Annotated in this window: 15 protein-coding genes; 10 read left to right on the plus strand and 5 right to left on the minus strand. The window is 59.2% G+C overall.

The genetic code is table 11. The annotated features are described in order from the left end of the window. Positions 1 to 13: 13 nt before the first annotated feature. Positions 14 to 3,928 (minus strand): dermonecrotic toxin domain-containing protein, encoded by a 3,915-nt coding sequence (locus tag ACCD00_RS08435; RefSeq protein WP_413423554.1) that lies wholly within the window; start codon positions 3,926 to 3,928, stop codon positions 14 to 16. Between the two features lie 304 nt (positions 3,929 to 4,232). Here ACCD00_RS08435 and ACCD00_RS08440 point away from each other — a divergent pair, with 304 nt between their 5' ends. Beyond that, positions 4,233 to 4,820, plus strand: coding sequence for a hypothetical protein (locus tag ACCD00_RS08440; RefSeq protein ID WP_413423556.1), 588 nt, complete (start codon positions 4,233 to 4,235; stop codon positions 4,818 to 4,820). Between the two features lie 143 nt (positions 4,821 to 4,963). Here ACCD00_RS08440 and sohB read toward each other — a convergent pair whose 3' ends face one another. Beyond that, a complete protein-coding gene (sohB, locus tag ACCD00_RS08445; protein ID WP_413423558.1) occupies positions 4,964 to 5,986 on the minus strand; it encodes a protease SohB in 1,023 nt (340 codons plus the stop codon). Between the two features lie 201 nt (positions 5,987 to 6,187). Here sohB and ACCD00_RS08450 point away from each other — a divergent pair, with 201 nt between their 5' ends. The 5 genes from ACCD00_RS08450 to ACCD00_RS08470 all read left to right on the plus strand — a co-directional run bounded on the left by ACCD00_RS08450 (position 6,188) and on the right by ACCD00_RS08470 (position 10,619). Continuing rightward, complete coding sequence (locus ACCD00_RS08450) at positions 6,188 to 6,898, plus strand: histidine phosphatase family protein (protein WP_413423560.1); 711 nt, start codon at positions 6,188 to 6,190, stop codon at positions 6,896 to 6,898. A 64-nt stretch (positions 6,899 to 6,962) separates the two neighbouring features. After that, positions 6,963 to 7,277, plus strand: a complete 315-nt coding sequence (locus ACCD00_RS08455) for an SCP2 sterol-binding domain-containing protein (protein WP_007987439.1) — start codon at positions 6,963 to 6,965, stop codon at positions 7,275 to 7,277. Between the two features lie 151 nt (positions 7,278 to 7,428). Continuing rightward, positions 7,429 to 8,292, plus strand: coding sequence for a LysR family transcriptional regulator (locus tag ACCD00_RS08460; RefSeq protein ID WP_413423562.1), 864 nt, complete (start codon positions 7,429 to 7,431; stop codon positions 8,290 to 8,292). Positions 8,293 to 8,397: 105 nt separating this feature from the next. After that, positions 8,398 to 9,543 carry a sterol desaturase/SRPBCC family protein gene (locus ACCD00_RS08465; protein ID WP_413423564.1) on the plus strand — a complete coding sequence of 382 codons (1,146 nt, stop codon included), beginning with the start codon at positions 8,398 to 8,400 and terminating at the stop codon, positions 9,541 to 9,543. Beyond that, positions 9,540 to 10,619 (plus strand): SMP-30/gluconolactonase/LRE family protein, encoded by a 1,080-nt coding sequence (locus tag ACCD00_RS08470; protein WP_413423566.1) that lies wholly within the window; start codon positions 9,540 to 9,542, stop codon positions 10,617 to 10,619. The genes ACCD00_RS08465 and ACCD00_RS08470 overlap by 4 nt, the downstream gene beginning before the upstream one ends. A gap of 240 nt (positions 10,620 to 10,859) precedes the next feature. On the opposite strand, the gene ACCD00_RS08475 is transcribed toward ACCD00_RS08470, so the two are convergent. From ACCD00_RS08475 to ACCD00_RS08485, 3 genes are all read right to left on the minus strand, one after another. Beyond that, positions 10,860 to 11,093: a DUF465 domain-containing protein gene (locus tag ACCD00_RS08475; protein WP_085714836.1), complete on the minus strand. Its 234-nt coding sequence runs from the start codon at positions 11,091 to 11,093 to the stop codon at positions 10,860 to 10,862. Positions 11,094 to 11,318: 225 nt separating this feature from the next. Then, the gene (locus ACCD00_RS08480) at positions 11,319 to 13,430 is read right to left on the minus strand and encodes an ATP-binding protein (RefSeq protein ID WP_413423568.1); all 2,112 of its coding nucleotides are present in this window, start codon (positions 13,428 to 13,430) and stop codon (positions 11,319 to 11,321) included. A gap of 216 nt (positions 13,431 to 13,646) precedes the next feature. Then, entirely contained in the window at positions 13,647 to 14,336 is a 690-nt protein-coding gene (locus tag ACCD00_RS08485) for a GntR family transcriptional regulator (RefSeq protein WP_007973313.1), read from the minus strand. A 140-nt stretch (positions 14,337 to 14,476) separates the two neighbouring features. Here ACCD00_RS08485 and ACCD00_RS08490 point away from each other — a divergent pair, with 140 nt between their 5' ends. Genes ACCD00_RS08490 through ACCD00_RS08505 form a run of 4 tightly spaced genes read left to right on the plus strand, consistent with a single transcriptional unit; the run spans position 14,477 to position 18,366 of the window. Then, positions 14,477 to 15,562, plus strand: coding sequence for an ABC transporter ATP-binding protein (locus ACCD00_RS08490; protein WP_413423571.1), 1,086 nt, complete (start codon positions 14,477 to 14,479; stop codon positions 15,560 to 15,562). Between the two features lies 1 nt (position 15,563). Further along, positions 15,564 to 16,481: an ABC transporter permease gene (locus ACCD00_RS08495; protein WP_413423573.1), complete on the plus strand. Its 918-nt coding sequence runs from the start codon at positions 15,564 to 15,566 to the stop codon at positions 16,479 to 16,481. After that, a complete protein-coding gene (locus tag ACCD00_RS08500; protein ID WP_008015945.1) occupies positions 16,478 to 17,266 on the plus strand; it encodes an ABC transporter permease in 789 nt (262 codons plus the stop codon). The genes ACCD00_RS08495 and ACCD00_RS08500 overlap by 4 nt, the downstream gene beginning before the upstream one ends. Positions 17,267 to 17,283: 17 nt before the next feature. Beyond that, positions 17,284 to 18,366 carry an extracellular solute-binding protein gene (locus ACCD00_RS08505; protein ID WP_413423575.1) on the plus strand — a complete coding sequence of 361 codons (1,083 nt, stop codon included), beginning with the start codon at positions 17,284 to 17,286 and terminating at the stop codon, positions 18,364 to 18,366. Positions 18,367 to 18,434: the final 68 nt, after the last annotated feature.

The raw sequence follows: 18,434 nt of genomic DNA on the forward strand, positions 1-18,434 counted from the left end.
GGCTCATCGGCTGTTACCGGCCACTCTCCGGAAACGGAAACGGCCGACCCAAAGCCACCCAGTCGCTGTAGAGCTTCGCCCGGCCTTCCAGTGCGGTGAACGCCGCAAACGGATTGTCGAACGCACCCGCGGGCAGCGGTGCATCCTGAGTCAGCCTCCCCCACAATTCCTGCGAAGCGTCTGCTTCAGTCAACAATCGCCATACTCGCGCCTGAAGGTCCGGATAATCCACCTGGAAATCCGCAGTGAGCGCCAATGAACTCACGGTCCCCAGAAATCGCTGGCCACGAGGCCTGAGTGCCAGGCGTTGCCAGACCTGCAGCCGGGCATCCCGCTGCGTCTCGTCAATGCCATGCAACCAGGCAGACGGTTGCAAATAGTCGGGACCTGGCGTGCCCAGCCAAAGATTGATGCCCGTTTGTTCCCGATGCCTGACCAGCCGCTGCAACGTGTCCTCATCGGTCAAGGGGTTGTTCCACAGCAATACACGGTCCCTGGCAATGGCCTGGTTCAGGACTGCCTGTGGTACTCGATGAATCAGGTTATCGCGCAGGTCCAGAGTGGTCAGGTACGGCTGCTCCATGACCCCCACCGGACACGTTGTGATACCCGTATTGTTCAGCTTCAGCATTCGTAGCTGGTTCATTCCAAACACCATCGGGGGGACACCCAACGGGTTCTCGCTCAGGTCCAGCGATTGCAGATTGCCCAACTGACTCAACTGCGCGGCGGTATGTTCCTGGAATGTCAGGTGCGTGGAACGAAGATTCAGTGAAACGAGATGTTGTAGCTGGGGGATCGTCGATGGCAATGCGCTTTCCACTTGCCCCGAGATATCGGTCAATCTCAAGTCGGTGCCCTCCATGTCCAACCTGCGCAACTCAGGGAAGCACTCCAGAAAACCATTGAGGGTGCCTGGTTCTGTCAGGTGGAAGTTCTTCAGGTTCAGCTCCACTACATCGCTGAACCGCACGTTCAGTACCGGCAATCGATGATAGTCCTCATGGCTCATGTCAATCGTGAAACCGCGTCGATAATCCCCCGAGTAGTGGCTGTTGTGCTGCGGAGCACGCTTTTGCCAGATGGCAATCAGCTCTTCCCCCAGCTCGTATCGGGACTCGCCTTCGTGCTCCATGACGCCTTGCAGCAACTCAGTGTTGCGCAGTTCGATTTGTGCAGGCGTCAGTCCCTCTGCTGCGGGATCACCCATTTGCAAAAAAGGCACATCCATGTCGTCGATATCCACCGCCACCTGGTCGAGCCAGCCTTGCAGATCCGTGTACAGTTGCTGCAACTGCAGTTTTGAGCTGTCGATATACGCCTGGGCTCCGCTACCCAATTGCCGTAGCGCCCCGTCGGCCTCGTCGTCGGAGAATTCGGGATAGATCTCCTTGAGCTGCATACGCATCATGGCGTGGGTCAAGGCTCCCTCACGAGGCGTGTCCGGATAACCTCCTCCCCTGAGACCCTGCGCTTCGAAGGGCAACCCTGAGTCCATTCTGTCGAGCCCCAGGACCAGTTCCGGACGGGACAACGCGTATTCGCTGACGCAAAGTTTCAACCCGGCAACCGGATCATTCGACGATAGCTGCAAGGCCGCACGCTCCTCCTCGGACAGGACACCGACAATAGCCTCATGAAATGGCGTGCCGACGAAGGGTCGAGTCGAAAAGCCGTAGGGTTGATAATACTCTCCCACCTTGATCAGGCGTCGACAGTCAGGCGCTTCGAGCGGCCCTCCACGGTCCAGGACCCTACCGCCGGGTGAACCATCGAGCACTTCGATTCGCAGGCTCTTCGGCCAGCCGGGCAGGTTTTTCAGGGAGTGCATGGCCAATATGTCCGACTCGGGATTGGTTGCCGCGCGAAGACATAACCCTTCATAGGCACGATTGAGGCGCACATGCTTCTGGTATTGGCGTGCCTTGTGGTCCAGCTGCTTGAACGTTCGCTTGGCTTCGACCACATCCAATGGCACCTTGAAATCGATGCCATGACGATCGAGCATTTGTTCCACGGCAGCTTTGGGCAGCCCGGGATATTGTCGTTGGAACAATCGCACCCACTCATGCTCGGACTGCTGCAGCGCCTGGTAGCGCTGATTGAACAATTCGATACGTGCAACCAATGAATCAGCGAGCACTGAAACCTCCTGATCGATCCTGAAGCGCTCAATGGTATCGGCCAGCAACGGGGTGGGTGCCCGACCCGCCTGCATCAGGCGCAGCATGTCGTCATCGACTGCGCTGACCTTGCCGATCTGTGCCAGCACCTCATCGCTGAATGAAGCAAATGGTGCGCAGACACCGCGCATCAACTCCAGACGGGTCACCACCGTCGCTGGAGCAGGTACAGGTTTGATCGTCACATCAGGCAAAGAATGAGCGCCCGGTTCACGGACCGGTTCACCGGGTTCGTGCAGCGTTTCACCCAGTGCCTTGGCACTTGAGCCTTCGCCCTTGAGTGCAACTCCCGCCCCGGCCAGCGGCAACGCGTTGAGCAAACCGAATACCGTACGGGTGATGCCTTCGGAACGCTGCTCCGGGGTTTTTCCGTTGACGGCCTGATCGAGGCCGTAGCCGGCATCGATGATTCCGGCCAGCACCAGCAAGCCCTCGCCACCAGGAACAAACAAGGCCAACGGGCCGAACTGGTTGATCCAGCGCACAAGCGGTTCAACCACCGCACTGAGGTTGTCACGATTGACCTGGGCATCGTCGCGGATGGTTTTGACGCTGGCCATCGCCGCTTGCCTCATGGTCAATACCAGTTGTGCAAAAGGGTCTGTGGCCGCAGAAGAGCGTTCGAAATCGATGTAGTCCTGCGGATCCCAAAAACCGTCGTCATTGAAGAACCCGGCGGTCTTTTTCAGCCTGTATTCATTCGGATAAGCCGCCAGGCCCTCCAGCGCAGTCAGTACACCCGCATGGAAGGTGCCGTCGTCACGGTCTTCTTCGGCAAAATGGCTGGCCAGAGCCTGTTGCGTGTCGCGATTCCTGCCTTGGGCCACGACCCAGTCGCGCATGTGCCGGATGTCGGCGAACTCATGCAAGGGCGAGGAGTTGGCCGGGATATACAGCAGCACTCGGGCGCTGCTGCGCTGGCGAAAAAACCAGATGTCGGACGAGGTGTAGCGGTAGATCGTCAGGCGTCCCGCTTCGATCTGCGTACCAACGCGGGTTGGCGCTTGCAGTTGCGCAATGGCCAAAGCTTCCCAGGTCTGCTCCGCCGGCAATCCTGCCGCCTGCATCGCCAATGCCAGGCCGCCCTCGCTCAGGCTGCCTTCCTGATGTTGCAGGCAAGCGCTCATGACAAAAGCCGCCTTGACCGATGTCCTCATCGCGTAAGGCTCGGCCCGCACGATCCGCTCAGCGGAGGGCCAGGCTTGGTCGAGATAGGCCTGATAGCGGGACTGCAGCTCCAGCTCCCAAACCCACCTCTTGAAGTCGGCCGGCCTGAGGGCGATTTGTGTCGAGGGACCGTAGGTCTGTGGTGTTGTACTCCGATAGATCCCTTCATAGTCGTGGTAGTAATCCACGGCTCTGGCCGCCGCATCATCGACTGGATCAACGATATGAATCTCAGGCCCGATGTCCGGAGGTGTATACAAACCGAACGCCGTTTCGCCGAAACGGCCGTCAGCCGCAGTTTGATAATTCGACAGTAATGCCTGCACCAGGGTGCGTGAGTTGTTTACCCGCCCCTGATGGATCGCGCCCCGCCCGGCACTCGCGTCGGAGTCGTAGTCAAGCGTTACCAACAGGGCTGAATCTGGATCGATATCCTGCCCCCACTTTTCCCGGATCAGTTGTGCACCGAATTGCTCCGGCGTTTGCGGCAGTGCGGTCGCAATCGCCGTTTTCAATTCATCACGCATGGGCCGAGCTGGATGCGGCGGTGCTTCGTGGTCGCGCAGAGGGTCATTCATGTGCATTCCATGGCAACTATTTTTGGAACACCAACATAACCAGCCGCCGCGTTGCCGAAAGCAGGAACTGTCGCCTGTTACCTACAGAGATTTCGCCATGCCGTGGAGGACACAGGACACACAGGAGAAGCATTCACAGGCAAAAAAAGCGGGACACAACTCAAGCTAATTGACCAACCAGACAACCAGCATCACAGTAATAACTTTACAACTTGAAAACCCCGGAAATACATTCCGCACAATGCTATTTATTTTACGCGATAGAGTTTGAAAAACTCAGCTAACCGCAAAAGGATCTTGCACGATGTATATTTCAGATGAAGCCCGAAACTCTGCACTCAAAACACTTTGGAAAGAAGAGGATTTTAGTTATCTCGCCATTTTATACTGCGATGCCAATGGCGACATTGGCTACATCCCCATCCAGACAGATAACACTCTTATCCATATTCAACACGAGGAATGGCCAGAAGTTGACAATGTTCGCTTCAAGAGCCTCGAGAACCTGCTTGAAGCCCTGGAGTCAAATGGCTTTAAACAGCTTCCAGGTGAAATGGACAGCATAGAGCTGCCATGGTCTTCATATTCTGACCTCCCGACTACATTACAAGAGCAACTCAATGAGCCCGGGATGTTTATACTCGACCGCGACTATAGATTCCAGTTTCAGTTCAATGGATACACGCCAGGACCATCGGCATTTCCAATATCGCTTGATGGCGACAGTGTTTACCTGAAAAAAGGACTGATCAGTGCAATGGATGAAATTCGCTTTGCCGACATCGATTCACTGATCAAGGCGTCGGCCACTTATGGCGATGAGGGAAGGATCCTGGATTGGTATATCAATAACAGCCTTGCCCGAATTCCGAAAATAACATGGCAGCGCTGAGCAACGAATCAACACTTGCCCTCTTAAGGTATTAGTCTCCATTAAAAGTGGCCTTGAACATTGCCTGCATGGCATCGCTCAAGGCCTTTTAATCGTTCAAAATACAAAAGCGGACAATAGCGATTAGCCGATTGAGCGCAGAATTACCAGAAGCGTTGCTGGGTCAAACGGCTCCACCAGCTCAGCAACAGGCGGTCGACCGAACCGCTGGCGGCCATGCCAATGCGCTCCTGCAGGCTTTTGCGCTCGGCATAGTGCAGGTGATAAAGCTCGGACTGCCTGGCGCGCTCGGCGAGGTATTCATCGCTGGTCTTGAGTTCGTCGACCAGGTGTTTTTCCAGTGCCGCGACGCCGAGCCAGATTTCGCCGGTGGCCACTTCATCGATCGCCAGTTGCGGGCGATAGCGCGACACGAAGTTCTTGAACAGTTGATGGGTGATGTCCAGGTCTTGCTGGAACTTCTCCCGCCCCTTCTCGGTGTTTTCGCCAAACACGGTCAGGGTGCGCTTGTACTCACCGGCGGTCAGCACTTCGAAGTCGATGTCGTGCTTTTTCAGCAAGCGATTGACGTTGGGCAACTGCGCCACCACGCCAATCGAGCCGAGGATCGCGAACGGTGCACTGATGATCTTCTGGCCAATGCACGCCATCATGTAGCCGCCGCTGGCCGCGACCTTGTCGATGCACACGGTCAAGGGCACGCCGGCTTCACGGATACGTGCCAGTTGCGAGGAAGCCAGGCCGTAGCTGTGAACCATGCCGCCGCCGCTTTCCAGGCGCAGCACCACTTCGTCCTTCGCAGTGGCGAGGGTCAGCAAGGCAGTGATTTCGTGGCGCAGGCTTTCGGTGGCCGATGCCTTGATATCGCCATTGAAATCCAGCACGAACACCCGGGGCTTGGCCTCGGTTTTTTTCTTCTGTTTCTTGTCGGTTTTAGCCTGGGTCTTGCGCAAGGCCTTGAGCTGGTCCTTGTCGAGCAGGGTTTGCTCCAGGCGTTCGCGCAGCCCTTTGTAGAAATCATTGAGCTTGCTGACCTGCAACTGACCGGACGACTTGCGCCGCCCTTTGCTGCGCAAGGCCGCAAAACTGGCCAGGACCACCAGAATGGCGATCACCAGGGTCACGGTCTTGGCCAGGAAAATGGCGTACTCGGAAAAAAACTCCACAGGGACTCCTCAAACGATGCGCGGCTCGAACGCGCGCGGGATACTTCCAGCATACCCATGCGCCGGCCTTGCGACCAGTCGCGTAACCTCCGGCAACAGGCCTGTAACGGGCATTTCAAACAAGCGTATGTTTTTTCATTGACAGCTCACCGCCATCCTCATAACCTCGCCAAACCTTCAACGTACCGGGATGACGCGGACGTGGGCAGCATCTATTTGATTCGACATGGCCAGGCCTCCTTCGGTGCAGACGACTACGACGTCCTGTCGCCGACCGGCATTCGTCAGGCTGAAATCCTTGGCCGGCACCTTGCCGAACTCGGGATCAGCTTCGACCGCTGCCTGGCGGGGGATTTGCGCCGTCAGCAGCACACGGCCAACAGCGCGCTGGAACAGTTCGCAGCAGTGGGCCTGCCGGTGCCGCTCCTGGAAACCGACTCCGCCTTCAACGAATTCGACGCCGATGCGGTGATCCGCGCGCTGCTGCCGGCCATGCTGCCGGACGAACCCGAAGCGTTGCATATCTTGCGCAACGCCGCGCAAAACCGGGGTGAGTTCCAGCGTATCTTCGCCCTGATCATCGAACGCTGGCTAACCGGCACCTACGACACACCGGGCCTGGAAAGCTGGCTGGGGTTTGTCGAGCGGGTACAGGCCGGCTTGCATCGCATCCTCGACCAGGCCGACAACACCCAGAAAATCGCCGTGTTCACGTCCGGCGGCACCATCACCGCCCTGCTCCACCTGATTACGCAAATGCCTGCCCGGCAGGCCTTTGAATTGAACTGGCAAATCGTCAACACCTCGCTCAACCAACTCAAGTTTCGTGGTCGCGAGGTGGCCCTGGCTTCCTTCAACAGTCATGCGCACCTGCAGCTGTTGAAGGCCCCGGAACTCATCACGTTTCGCTGAGTCCGGACTATTGTGACCCTGGCTGTAATCAACCAGCTCTTAATACCCAAGAAAGGATCGAACCATGACCTCCGTAGCTGATGCCGTACAAGCAATGAAAGCCAAGTTCAACCCAGCCGCTGCTGCCGGTCTGGACCTGGTCTTCGGTTTTCGCATCGACGACACCAAGAACTTCTCGCTGATTGTCAAAGACCAGACTTGCGAGCTGCAGGAAGGCGAGAACCCGGACGCCCAGGTGACCCTGGTGATGGACGGCGAAACCCTGGAAGGCATCGTCAGCGGCGAAACCGACGGCATGCAAGCGTTCATGGGCGGCAAACTGCGCGCTGAAGGCGACATGATGCTGGCCATGAAACTGTCCGAGCTGTTCCCGTCCTAAGCACCCGGTTCCCGCTCTTCGGGAACGTGCAAGGCCGCAAACGAATCCCGCCCCTCGTGGCGGGATTCGTCGTTTTTGCCCTTCGAAAATCGGGGTACCGATTGCCGGCCCCCACTCCTACAATACGAACACTTCCCACACCGGCCGCCCCATGGACATCGACCTCGCCCGCACCTTCCTCGAAATCGTCCGCCATGGCAGCCTGGCCGCGGCTGCCGAGAAGCTCCATGTCACCCAGACCGCGATCACTGCACGGGTGCAAAAACTCGAGAGCCAACTGGGCAGCACCCTGTTCGTGCGCAATCGCGCCGGGGCCCGCCTGACGCCCAACGGTGAAGCCTTCGTGGTCTACGCCAATCAACTGGTGCAAACCTGGGAAGCCGCACGGCGTGATTTGCCGTTGCCCGAGGGTTATCGCGATGTACTGCACATCGGTGGCGAGGTCAGCCTGTGCAATCCGCTGATGCTCGGTTGGGCCGGTGAAATCCGCGAAAAGATCCCCAGCCACGCCTTGCGCATGGAAATCCGTGATGGCGAAAACCTGCTGCGCCAACTGGAGTTGGGCGTACTGGATGCCGCGCTGGTGTATCAGCCCGAGTATTGGCCGCGCTTACAGGTCGAGCAGATTCTTGAAGAAAAGCTCATCCTCGTGCGCTCAGTCGAACGGCCCGAGCCTTACGTGTACATCGATTGGGGCCCGGGCTTTCGCCGCCAGCACGACGCTGCCCTGCCGGAAAAAGCCAAGGCTGCGCTGACCTTCAACCTTGGCCCGTTGGGTTTGCAGTACATTCTCGAAAACGGCGGGAGCGGCTATTTCCGCACCCGCGTGGTACAGCGCTACCTGGAAAGCGGTGTGCTGGAACTGGTGCCCAAGGCTCCGGAATTCAGTTATCCGACCTACCTGGTCTATTCCCGCGACCGCGACTCGCCAACCCTGCAACACGCCTTCGACCTGCTGCGCACGGTCATCGATTCCGACGAAGACTGGTCACAGCGCTGGGACCCACTGACCTGATAACGGTTTGCACCGGATCATGGCCAATGTGCCTTCAAGGTTCGGCCAGTCAACACGCTGGAATCGACTAATCTGCAGAGATAACAATAACGACAGGTGATTGCAGTGAGGCAGACCACCGCAGGATTCCGCAGCCGCTACCGCGCCGACATTCATCCGCTCTACAACCCCTGGTTGCACGGCGCTTTTGTCCTGGCGTTCGGGGCACTGGCGATCAGCATTTTCTGGAGCAACGTGCATCAGGTACGTCCGGCGCAATGGCTGGCGGTGCCCGTCACGCTGCTGCTGTTCAACTTCGGCGTGTACATGGTGCATCGCCACCTGGGGCATCATAAAAAGAGTTTCGCCCGGCTGTTTTATGCCCGTCACGCTGGCGACCACCACAGTTTTTTCACCCCCGGCCACATGACCTACGACAGCGCCCGCGACTGGCGGGTGATTCTGTTTCCGGCATGGCTGATCGTGCTGCACACCCTCGCCGTCGCCCTGCCCCTCTGGTGGCTGCTCAAGCCATTGGATGCGAACGTTGCCGGATTGGCCGGCGGCTTGCTTGTCCTCGGTTACCTGATTTATGAAGTGTTTCATGCCTGCGAGCACCTGCCGCCGCGCAATCCGGTCACACGATTGCCATGGATCCGCCAGATGCGCCGGCTGCACGAGCTGCATCACCGCCGCGAACTGATGCAGGAGCGTAATTTCAACATCGTTTTCCCGCTGATGGACTACCTGTTCGGCACCCTCTATTGGGAACCGGAACCTGCGCCACTCAACCCGCCGAGAACGCCCATGACCCGCATGCAGCATCAGATTGTCATTGCCGGAAACCCGCTGGACGTATTGGCCTACGCCAGTACCGCGAGCCTATGGCCGCAATGGCACCCCTCGTCGCTGCATATCGATGGGCCAAAAGGCCCGTTGCATGCCGGCGCACGTTTCGAGGAGGACATCCGCGCCGGTGGCCGCGACGGGCGCTTGAGTTGGGAGGTAGCGGAGTACCTGCCCGGACGGCGCTGGAGCGCCCGGGCCCGGGGTGATCATGGCCTGTCGCTGGTGGTGACCTATGAATGCGATGCCACAGGCCAGGACACACGTTTCGTCCGGACCCTGGAATATCAATTCAGCGGTCTGGCGATGCGGATTGCCAACCGGTTGTTGCTCCAGCGGCGCATCGATCGGGAATCGGCGGAGTCGATGCAGGCATTGCGCGACATGGCGCAGAAGTATCTGGTCGCGACAGGGGTCAGCGCGTGAGCAGAATCTTCAAATGCCTGTTGCTGGTCATCGTCGCCATCGGCGCCTTCCTGCTGCTGATGCCAACCAGGGTGCAACCGGTGGCCTGGGCGCCACAACCCGCGCCTTCCCTCACCAGCGGAATCTACGCCGACAACCAGCGACTAAAGGGTATGGAACGCGTCGGAGCCGCCGACATCGATGGGCCGGAAGCCTTGTTGCTGGAAAACGACACACTCCTCACCGGTCTGCACGACGGTCGCCTGATCCGCACCAGCCTGGACGGCAAGACCACCAAAGTCCTGGTCGATACCGGTGGCCGGCCACTGGGCCTGGCCCGGCATCCCAATGGCCTGCTGGTGATCGCCGATGCCGTCAAAGGCTTGTTGTCACTCGACGCCCAGGGTCGCCTGGTGGCCCTGACCACAGAAGCCGGCGGCGTTCCCTTCGGCTTTACCGACGATGTGGTTATCGACAAACCGGGTCACTACGCCTATTTCAGCGATGCTTCGAGCCGCTTCGGCTATGGCCACGACGGTGAGGCCGTGCTCGAACACGGCGGTGACGGCCGTCTGCTGCGTTATGACTTCCAGTCTGGCAAAACATCGGTTGTGCTGGACAAGCTGGAGTTTGCCAACGGCGTGACCCTGGGACCGGACGATGCCTACGTGCTGGTCAATGAAACCGGCGCCTACCGTATCAGCCGTTATTGGCTCAGCGGCCCCAAGGCCGGCACTCATGACCTGTTTATCGACAACCTGCCGGGGCTGCCGGACAACCTGTCGTTCAATGGTCACGACCGGTTCTGGGTGGCACTGTATGCCCCCCGGAACGCCTTGCTCGACGGCACGGCGGCGCATCCGTTTGTGCGCAAGATGATCGTGCGAGCCATGACCGTCTTGCCCAAACCCGTGGAAAAACGCGGGTTTGCCCTGGGCCTGGACCTTGAAGGCAAAGTGATCGCCAACTTGCAGGACGGCAGCAGCGACAACTACTCCCCCATCACCACGGTGCGCGAGTATGGGGACTGGTTGTATTTCGGTTCGCTGAAAGCGCAGAACATGGTGCGGTTGCCGTTGAGCAAGGCACTGCAATGAGCAAGCCCCGCCTCTGATCCTGTAGGAGCGAGCTTGCTCGCGATAAACCCGAGAACGCCGCGGGGCACCTGCCAACCAGCGTTATCGTTGACGACCATCGCGAGCAAGCTCGCTCCTACAGGGGGGCGGTGTTCAGTTCACAGGGGTATTTGGGCTGGATGATGAGGCACCTCGTCGAGAGCCGTAACATCGGTCTCCGGGCATTCGAGGTGCCGGTTCTGGTTGCCGTTCCAGCCTGGATCAGGACGACGATCCAAGTTGCCTGACGATCTTGTCCTTGACCTCCAGGCGCTTCGCCTTGAGCTTCGTCACCGTGTCATCGCTGGATTTGGCCTCCTCCGCCTTCACCACTTCGGCATCAGCCAGGGAATACTTGTTGATCAGTGAATCCAGTAACGGATCCTTGGTGCGTTTCTGCTGGATTTCTTCCTTTGAGCGTTTCAGATCCTGATAAAGGTCATGGGGCACCGGCATGGAACACCTCCGTTTGTTGATCGACAGCGAGACGCGATCAATTGCGTTCACCAACTATCAGAATGGCCTCGGTTAGCCTGTTCTGTCGACCACCTGTCAGACCAGCGGTGTCCGTTCGTCGTCCTGTCGCAAAGGCCATAAAACCTTCGCCTGCGCCGACGCCTCCACCGGCTGACGATGCCTCGATAACCTTTTGAATGCTGTGTGGGGAATCAGCTGTTTTTGTCAGCCGTTAAGCACCGTGCGCACCATTTTTCGAAGTGCTTCGGGATTGTAGGGTTTGCTCAGCAGGTGGGTGTCGGGGCTGAGCTGGTGATTGCGCGAGATAATGTCGCGGGTATGCCCCGAGGTGAACAGCACGGCCACCGGAGGCTCCTGCACTTTCGCCCAGGCTGCCAGGTCCGAACTCTTGATCAGCCCGGGCATGACCACGTCGGTGAAGATCAGGTCCACCGCCAGCCCTTCCAGCAACATTTGCATGGCGACGTCACCGTTGGTGGCCGTGAGGATCTGATAACCCTCTTCGCGCAACAACTCCACCACCGACACCCGCACCGCCTCATTGTCTTCAACCACCAGGATGCGTTCGTGCCCGCCCCGCTGCGGCATATCAGGGTTCAGCGTTTCGCTGGCTGCCACGCGCAAGGTGCGCGGGAAGTACAACTGCACCCGGGTGCCCTGCCCGACGTCGCTGGCGATTTCGATATGACCGCCACTCTGCTTGACGAAACCAAACACCATGCTCAATCCCAACCCGGTGCCCTGCCCATCGGCTTTGGTGGTGAAGAACGGTTCGAACGCCTGGGCGAGCACCTGCGGCGGCATGCCGACACCGGTATCCGCCACGGACACCCGCACATAGTCCCCGGGGATAATGCCTTTTGCGGCGCAAAATTTGCGATCGAGGGTGATGTTTTCCGCGCAAAGGTCAATCCTGCCCTCGCCTTGAAGGGCATCACGGGCATTGATCGCCAAATTGAGAATGGCGTTTTCCAGTTGATTGCGATCGACAAACACGCTCCAGGAATCTTCAGGTGCCGTCATGTGCACCTGAAGGGTTTCACCCAAGGCACGCAGCAACAGCTCCGCCAGGCCATCGAAAATCTGCCGCAGCGTGAAGACCGCGGGCGACAACGGTTGGCGACGGGCGAACGCGAGCAACTGCGAGGACAGCTTGGCACCGCGCTCGACGGCGGCAATCGACGCCGCGACCCGGCGCTGCACATTGGCGTTACCCGGCTCATGGCGCGCCAGCAGGTGCAGGTTGCCGGCGATCACTTGCAACAGGTTGTTGAAGTCATGGGCCACGCCGCCGGTGAGGCCGCCGATGGCTTCGAGTTTCTGTGACTGGCGCAATTGTTCTTCTGCCGCCAGACGCGCCTCGACCTCATCAGCCACCCGTTGCTCCAGGTTGCGAGTGAACTTGAGCAGGGATTCTTCGGCGGTCTTGCGTTCGTGAATATCGATCAGCACGGCGGGGAAACGAAACGCCTCGCCCTGCTCATCGAACTCGCAACACCCGCTGGCGAGTACCCAGAGGTAACTGTCATCGGGGCGCTGGATGCGGTATTCGGCGTTGTAGGGTTCACCGGTCTCGACCGACAGTGTGATGCGCTCCTGAACCCAGGCGCGATCGTCCGGATGGATCCGGCTTTCAGCGATGTCCTGGGACAGATTTTGCAGGTCTTGTCCGGGCGGATAGGAAAACGTGCGAGCGAAGCGCTCATCACCCGACAACACATTGGTCTTGATATCCCAGACGAAGGAGCCGAGCAAGGCCCCGGCGTTCAGCGCCAGCCGTACTCGTTCGTTGTCGGCGTGATAGGCGTCTTCGGCCGCCTGTCGCCGACGTTCGGATATCACCCATTCGGTGGTTTCCACCACCATGGCCATGACCCCGGCCGGGCGACCGTCATCGTCGGCCACCGGGCTGTAATAGAGGTCGAGCCAGACGTCCTCGGGAACGCCGTCGCGCAGCAGTACCAGGACTTTATTGCGATAGGACAAGGTGCCACCCGCCAGGCAGGTATCCACCACATGGCGATTGAATTCGGCCACCTCGGGCCATCCCAGTTCAACCGTAGAGCCCAGCAGGTACGGATGACGTCCACCGGCAAACTTGGAGTAAGCGTCGTTGTAGATCATGTACCCCGACTGTCCCCAGAGCATCACCATCGGCAACGGCGAGGCAAGCATCAACTGCACCGCACTGTTCAGGCTTTTCGACCATGAGTCGAGTGGGCCAAGTTCAGTCAGGCTCCAGTCGAACGCACGAATGCGTTCGGCCATTTCGCCGTTCCATCCGGCACACCCGTGGCTATCCGCTAGAAACTGCATCGACTGGCCCAATCCCGGTAAATTGCACCCGTTTGTTTCGAGCATTCTGGATGCTATTCGTTTCATAGAGGTATAGCTGATTCTCACGGGCCACTGGAGATCCCCTGTAGGAGCGGGCTTGCCCGCGAAGGCGGTGTATCAGCAGACGAACAGGTTGAATGACACACCGCTTTCGCGAGCAAGCCCGCTCCCACAGTTTTTGATCTTCAGTGGGGACTAGACCTCAATCAAATGCTTGAGCGGGTTGTAACTGCTTTTCAGCGTGGCCGCGACATCCAGAATGGCCTTCTCGATGCCATTCAGGTGCATGCAGGTCAGCTCGATGGCCGCGCTCTGGTTGCCTGCTTCGATGTACTCGATCAGCCGCAGGTGTTCATCGTCGCGGCAGGCCTCATGGCTGTCGTCATCCAGTGCCGCGGCATACAGCGACGCCCGGGAAATCAGCTTCTGGAACCAGTCGAGCAGCACCGGGTTGTTCAGGCTGCGGGCCAGCTTGATGTGGAACTCGCCGAGCAGGTGAATCAGCCGCTCGTGATCACCGCTTTGATGCGCCTCATCCTCCAGCAGCAAGTGATCGCGCAGGTCCTGGGTTACCGCGGTATCGCGACGACGGCACAGTTCACTGACGATACCGATCTCGACCAGACGCCGGGTTTCGAACAGCGAACGGATCTCCTCGTCACTGGGCAACGAAACCGATGCACCTTTATTAGGCTCGGTGGTGACCAGTCCATCGGCTTCCAATTGCTTGAGCGCGGCCCGGACAGACGTGCGGCTGACATTGAACAGCTCGGCCAACGAGGCTTCGCCCAGCTTCATTCCCGGACGCAGCGAGCGTTTGCTGATCGCCTCGTAAACCCCTTGGTAGACGCGGTCGACCGTGGTTTCCAGTTTCTTTTCCGTCATTCATCAACTCCTTCAGCCCTGTGCAAACAACCCTGGCGAATGAACGGCCATTGAAAAAGGGGCTTGCACGAGCAGGTTAATCCGGGTATTTCTAAATTGCATCCAGATTTTGCATACAATAATTAGAGGAATGCACCATTATGGGTCATCCAGTTGCAATTGAAGTGCGAAACGTCTCCAAACGCTATTCCGACGATCCGGGGCTTGCACCCGCCCTCGATAATGTATCGGTGGACATTGCTGACAACGAATTCTTCACCCTGCTCGGCCCATCCGGCTGTGGCAAGACCACCCTGTTGCGCACCATTGCCGGCTTCGAGCATGTCAGCGACGGCGAGATTCGCCTCGCGGGCGAGCCGGTCAATGACTTGCCGCCGTTCAAGCGTCGGGTCAACACGGTGTTCCAGAGTTACGCACTGTTTCCGCACATGAGTGTTGCGCAGAATATCGCCTTCGGCCTCGAGATGCAGGGCCTGGATCGCAAACTGATCCCGCAGCGGGTCGATGAGATGCTCGCGCTGGTGCAAATGCAGCACCTGGCCAGGCGCAAACCAGCCGAACTGTCCGGCGGCCAACAGCAACGGGTGGCTCTGGCCCGAGCCCTGGCGCCGAAGCCGAAAGTGCTGCTGCTGGATGAACCGCTGTCGGCCCTGGACCTCAAGCTGCGCAAGGAAATGCAGGTCGAACTCAAGCGCGTACAGAAAGAAGCCGGGATCACCTTCATTTTTGTCACCCACGATCAGGAAGAAGCGCTGACCCTGTCCGATCGCATTGCCGTGATGTCCGCCGGCAAAATCCTGCAAATCGGCACGCCCAATGAAATCTACGAACGCCCGCAGCACCAGTTCGTCGCGCAATTCATCGGCGATATCAACTTCCTCCCTGGCCACCTCAAGCGCGGCCAGCAGAACGAAAAACTCTTCGTACCCAGCGGCATGCCAGTGGAAATCCCCTGCCCGGCCCAGGGCTTTGACGGCAGCAAGGTGCAACTGGCGTTCCGCCCCGAGCGTTCGCAACTGGTCGAGCCAACCCAGCCCCACCACCTGCGCGGCGTGATCGAAGCCGTGCTGTATGTCGGCACGGCCACGCTCTACCAATGCCGTTTGAACAACGACATCAAGGTCATGCTGCGCGAGAACAACGAAGGCCTGAGCCACGGGCGGGCGGTGGGTGATCGCGTCGCGGTCAATCTGCCACCCCACGCCTGCCTGTTGATGGAGGCCTGAGATGAGCGTCAGCAGCACTTCCCCAGCCCTCAACCGCGCGCTGTTGCTCAGCCCGGTAGTCCTGACCCTGCTGGCCCTGATCGCCATTCCGTTGGGCATCATGGGCTACATCAGCCTGTTGCCGCGCAACGTCTATGGTGGCGTCGACTGGCAGGCCAACTGGCAATTGCAAAGTTATGTGCAGCTGTTTTTCCAGGAAGGTTTCGACGGTGAGCTTGAGCTCAATTGGGTCTACGCCCAGGCACTGATCCGTTCGGTATTCCAGGCCGGCGGCACCACGGTCCTGTGTTTCCTGTTCGGTTTCCCGGTGGCGCTGTGGATGTCGAGCCTCACGCCCCGGCGGCGCAACCTGATGGTGTTGCTGATCACCATCCCGTTCTGGACCAACCTGCTGATCCGCAACTACGCGTGGCTGATCATCCTGCGCGAACAGGGCTGGGTCGCCCAGAGCCTCAACGCGCTGTTGCCGCAGGCCGGCGGTATCACCCTGCTCTACAACGACTTCGCGGTCAGCGTCGGGCTGGTCTACAGCTTCCTGCCGTTCATGATTCTGCCGATCTATTCGACCCTGGAAAAACTCGACTGGCGCCTGGTGGAGGCGGCCTATGACCTGGGTGCCAACCGCTGGCACGCATTGCGCCGGATCATCCTGCCGCTGTCGATGCCGGGGGTGATTGCCGGTGCGTTGCTGGTGTTCGTGCCAAGCCTGGGCGCCTTCATTACCCCGGCCATCCTCGGCGGCGGCAAGACGCTGATGATCGGCAACCTGATCCAGCAGCAGTTCGGCACCGCGCGCAACTGGCCGTTGGGCAGCTCGCTGTCGTTCCTGTTGCTGGGGATCATGTTGCTGTCCCTGGTGCTTTACGCCCTCTATAGCCGCAATGCCGCCAAGACCCACCGCCCGGGAGCCCAAGCATGATTGCCCTGCACCTGAAAAAACTGCCGCTGACCCGTGAAGTCAGCCTGTTGATGCTGGCCTATCTGTACCTGCCGATTTTCGTGTTGATCGCCTACAGCTTCAACGCCAACCGCTCGGCGACGGTGTGGACCGAGTTCTCGCTGGACTGGTACGGGCGCATCCTGGCCAACCCGTCGATCCAGACCGCCGCGCTGAACTCGATCATCGTCGCCAGCATCGCCACGGTGTGCGCCACGGCGATTGCCTTGCTCGCGGCGCTGGCGACTTACCGGCCGTTCTACGGACAGAAAATGGTCGAAGGCGGGATCAACCTGCCGCTGATCCTGCCGGAAATCGTCACCGCCGTGGCCACCCTGCTGCTGTTCATGGCACTGGGGATCAAGCTCGGTTTGCTGACGGTGATCATCGCCCACATCGGCTTCTGCATTCCCTTTGCCTACCTGCCGATACGTGCGCGGCTCAATGACCTGGACAAGAGCCTGCTGGAAGCGGCGAACGACCTGTACGCCAACCCCTGGCAGGTGTTTCGCCGGGTGACCTTGCCGCTGTTGTGGCCGGCGGTGCTGTCCGGTTCGGTGCTGGCGTTCGTGGTCAGCCTCGACGATTTCATCATGACCTTCTTCGTCGCCGGACCGGGTTCGACAACCTTGCCGGTGTACATCTTCTCAGCCATCAAGGCCGGCGTGACGCCGGAGATCAACGCGATCTCGACCCTGATGCTGGTGATATCCATCGTGCTGGTGGTGCTGGCCTTCTGGCTGGGACAGCGCGGTAAACAACAATAAGCCTGGAGACTACGTTGATGAGCAAGAAAGTGAAAAGCCCCCGTTTCGCCGCTGCCAGTTTCGCCGTTGCCGGTCTGGCCTTGAGTTGCTTCACCGCGTTCACGGCGTTCAGCGCCCAGGCCGCCGAGCCCAAGGAACTGTTCTTCTACAACTGGACCGACTACTACCCGGTCGACCTGCTGGCCAAGTTTGAAAAGGAGACCGGCATCAAGGTCACCATGGACGGCTACGACAGTAACGAGACCCTGCTGGCCAAGTTGCAGGCCGGCGGCGCGGCCTATGACGTGATCGTGCCGTCGCAATCGATCATGCGCACCCTGATCAACCAGAACCTGCTGCTGGAGATCGACGCCTCGACCCTGCCAAACTTCCAGTACGTCAAACCGGCGTTCCGCGACCCGGGCTTCGACCCCGGCCGCAAGTTCTCGGCGCCGTACCTGTGGGGCACCACCGGGTTCTCCTATGACAGCGCACGGGTGCCCGGTGGCAAACTCGACGACTCGTGGAAAGAGTTCTTCGAGCCGCGCAAGGAACTGCAAGGCCAACTCGCCGCCCTCGACACCTCCAGCAGCGTGATCAACGCCGCCAGCCACTACCTGAATGTCGACGAATGCAGCGAAAACCCGCAGGACGCCAAGCGCATCCTCGAACTGCTGCAAAAACAGAAACCGTTCCTGAAGATGTACAGCTCGGACAACACCGTCGACCGTATGGCCAGCGGTGAAGTGATCATGATGCAGAACTGGAACGGCTCCACAGCGCGGGCCACCCTGCAGAAGAGCACCATCAAGTACGTGTATCCGAAAGAAGGCCTGGCGATGTTCCAGGACAACTTCGCCGTACCGAAAAGCGCGCCGCACCCCGGTAACGCGAAGATCTTCATCGACTGGATGATGAAACCGGAAAACGCCGCCGCCGTGTCCAACGCCATCGCCTACGCCAACGGCATCCAGAGCGACAAGCTGATCGACGCCAAATGGCGAGTCATGGACGCCATCAACATGCCCGACGAATTCGCCTCGCGCCTGCGCCCGGAAAAGGAATGCAGCAACAAGGCGCGTGAGCTGCAAGACCGTATCTGGGCGAAACTCAAGGGCTGATCCGAGACCGAGTCGCGGCCTTCGCGAGCAAGCCCGCTCCCACAGGGAACGCATTCCAGATGTGGGAG

Origin of the sequence: Pseudomonas sp. Pseusp3 (assembly GCF_047304225.1) — a bacterium.
Classification (GTDB): domain Bacteria; phylum Pseudomonadota; class Gammaproteobacteria; order Pseudomonadales; family Pseudomonadaceae; genus Aquipseudomonas; species Aquipseudomonas fluorescens_CD.

What these genes read in the sequence shown, in the direction of transcription:
- ACCD00_RS08435 (WP_413423554.1), bottom strand. Translation starts at nt 3,928, where the DNA reads ATGAATGACCCTCTGCGCGACCACGAAGCACCGCCGCATCCAGCTCGG.
- ACCD00_RS08440 (WP_413423556.1), top strand. Translation starts at nt 4,233, where the DNA reads ATGTATATTTCAGATGAAGCCCGAAACTCTGCACTCAAAACACTTTGG.
- ACCD00_RS08455 (WP_007987439.1), top strand. Translation starts at nt 6,963, where the DNA reads ATGACCTCCGTAGCTGATGCCGTACAAGCAATGAAAGCCAAGTTCAAC.
- ACCD00_RS08460 (WP_413423562.1), top strand. Translation starts at nt 7,429, where the DNA reads ATGGACATCGACCTCGCCCGCACCTTCCTCGAAATCGTCCGCCATGGC.
- ACCD00_RS08475 (WP_085714836.1), bottom strand. Translation starts at nt 11,093, where the DNA reads ATGCCGGTGCCCCATGACCTTTATCAGGATCTGAAACGCTCAAAGGAA.
- ACCD00_RS08480 (WP_413423568.1), bottom strand. Translation starts at nt 13,430, where the DNA reads ATGCAGTTTCTAGCGGATAGCCACGGGTGTGCCGGATGGAACGGCGAA.
- ACCD00_RS08485 (WP_007973313.1), bottom strand. Translation starts at nt 14,336, where the DNA reads ATGACGGAAAAGAAACTGGAAACCACGGTCGACCGCGTCTACCAAGGG.
- ACCD00_RS08490 (WP_413423571.1), top strand. Translation starts at nt 14,477, where the DNA reads ATGGGTCATCCAGTTGCAATTGAAGTGCGAAACGTCTCCAAACGCTAT.
- ACCD00_RS08495 (WP_413423573.1), top strand. Translation starts at nt 15,564, where the DNA reads ATGAGCGTCAGCAGCACTTCCCCAGCCCTCAACCGCGCGCTGTTGCTC.
- ACCD00_RS08500 (WP_008015945.1), top strand. Translation starts at nt 16,478, where the DNA reads ATGATTGCCCTGCACCTGAAAAAACTGCCGCTGACCCGTGAAGTCAGC.
- ACCD00_RS08505 (WP_413423575.1), top strand. Translation starts at nt 17,284, where the DNA reads ATGAGCAAGAAAGTGAAAAGCCCCCGTTTCGCCGCTGCCAGTTTCGCC.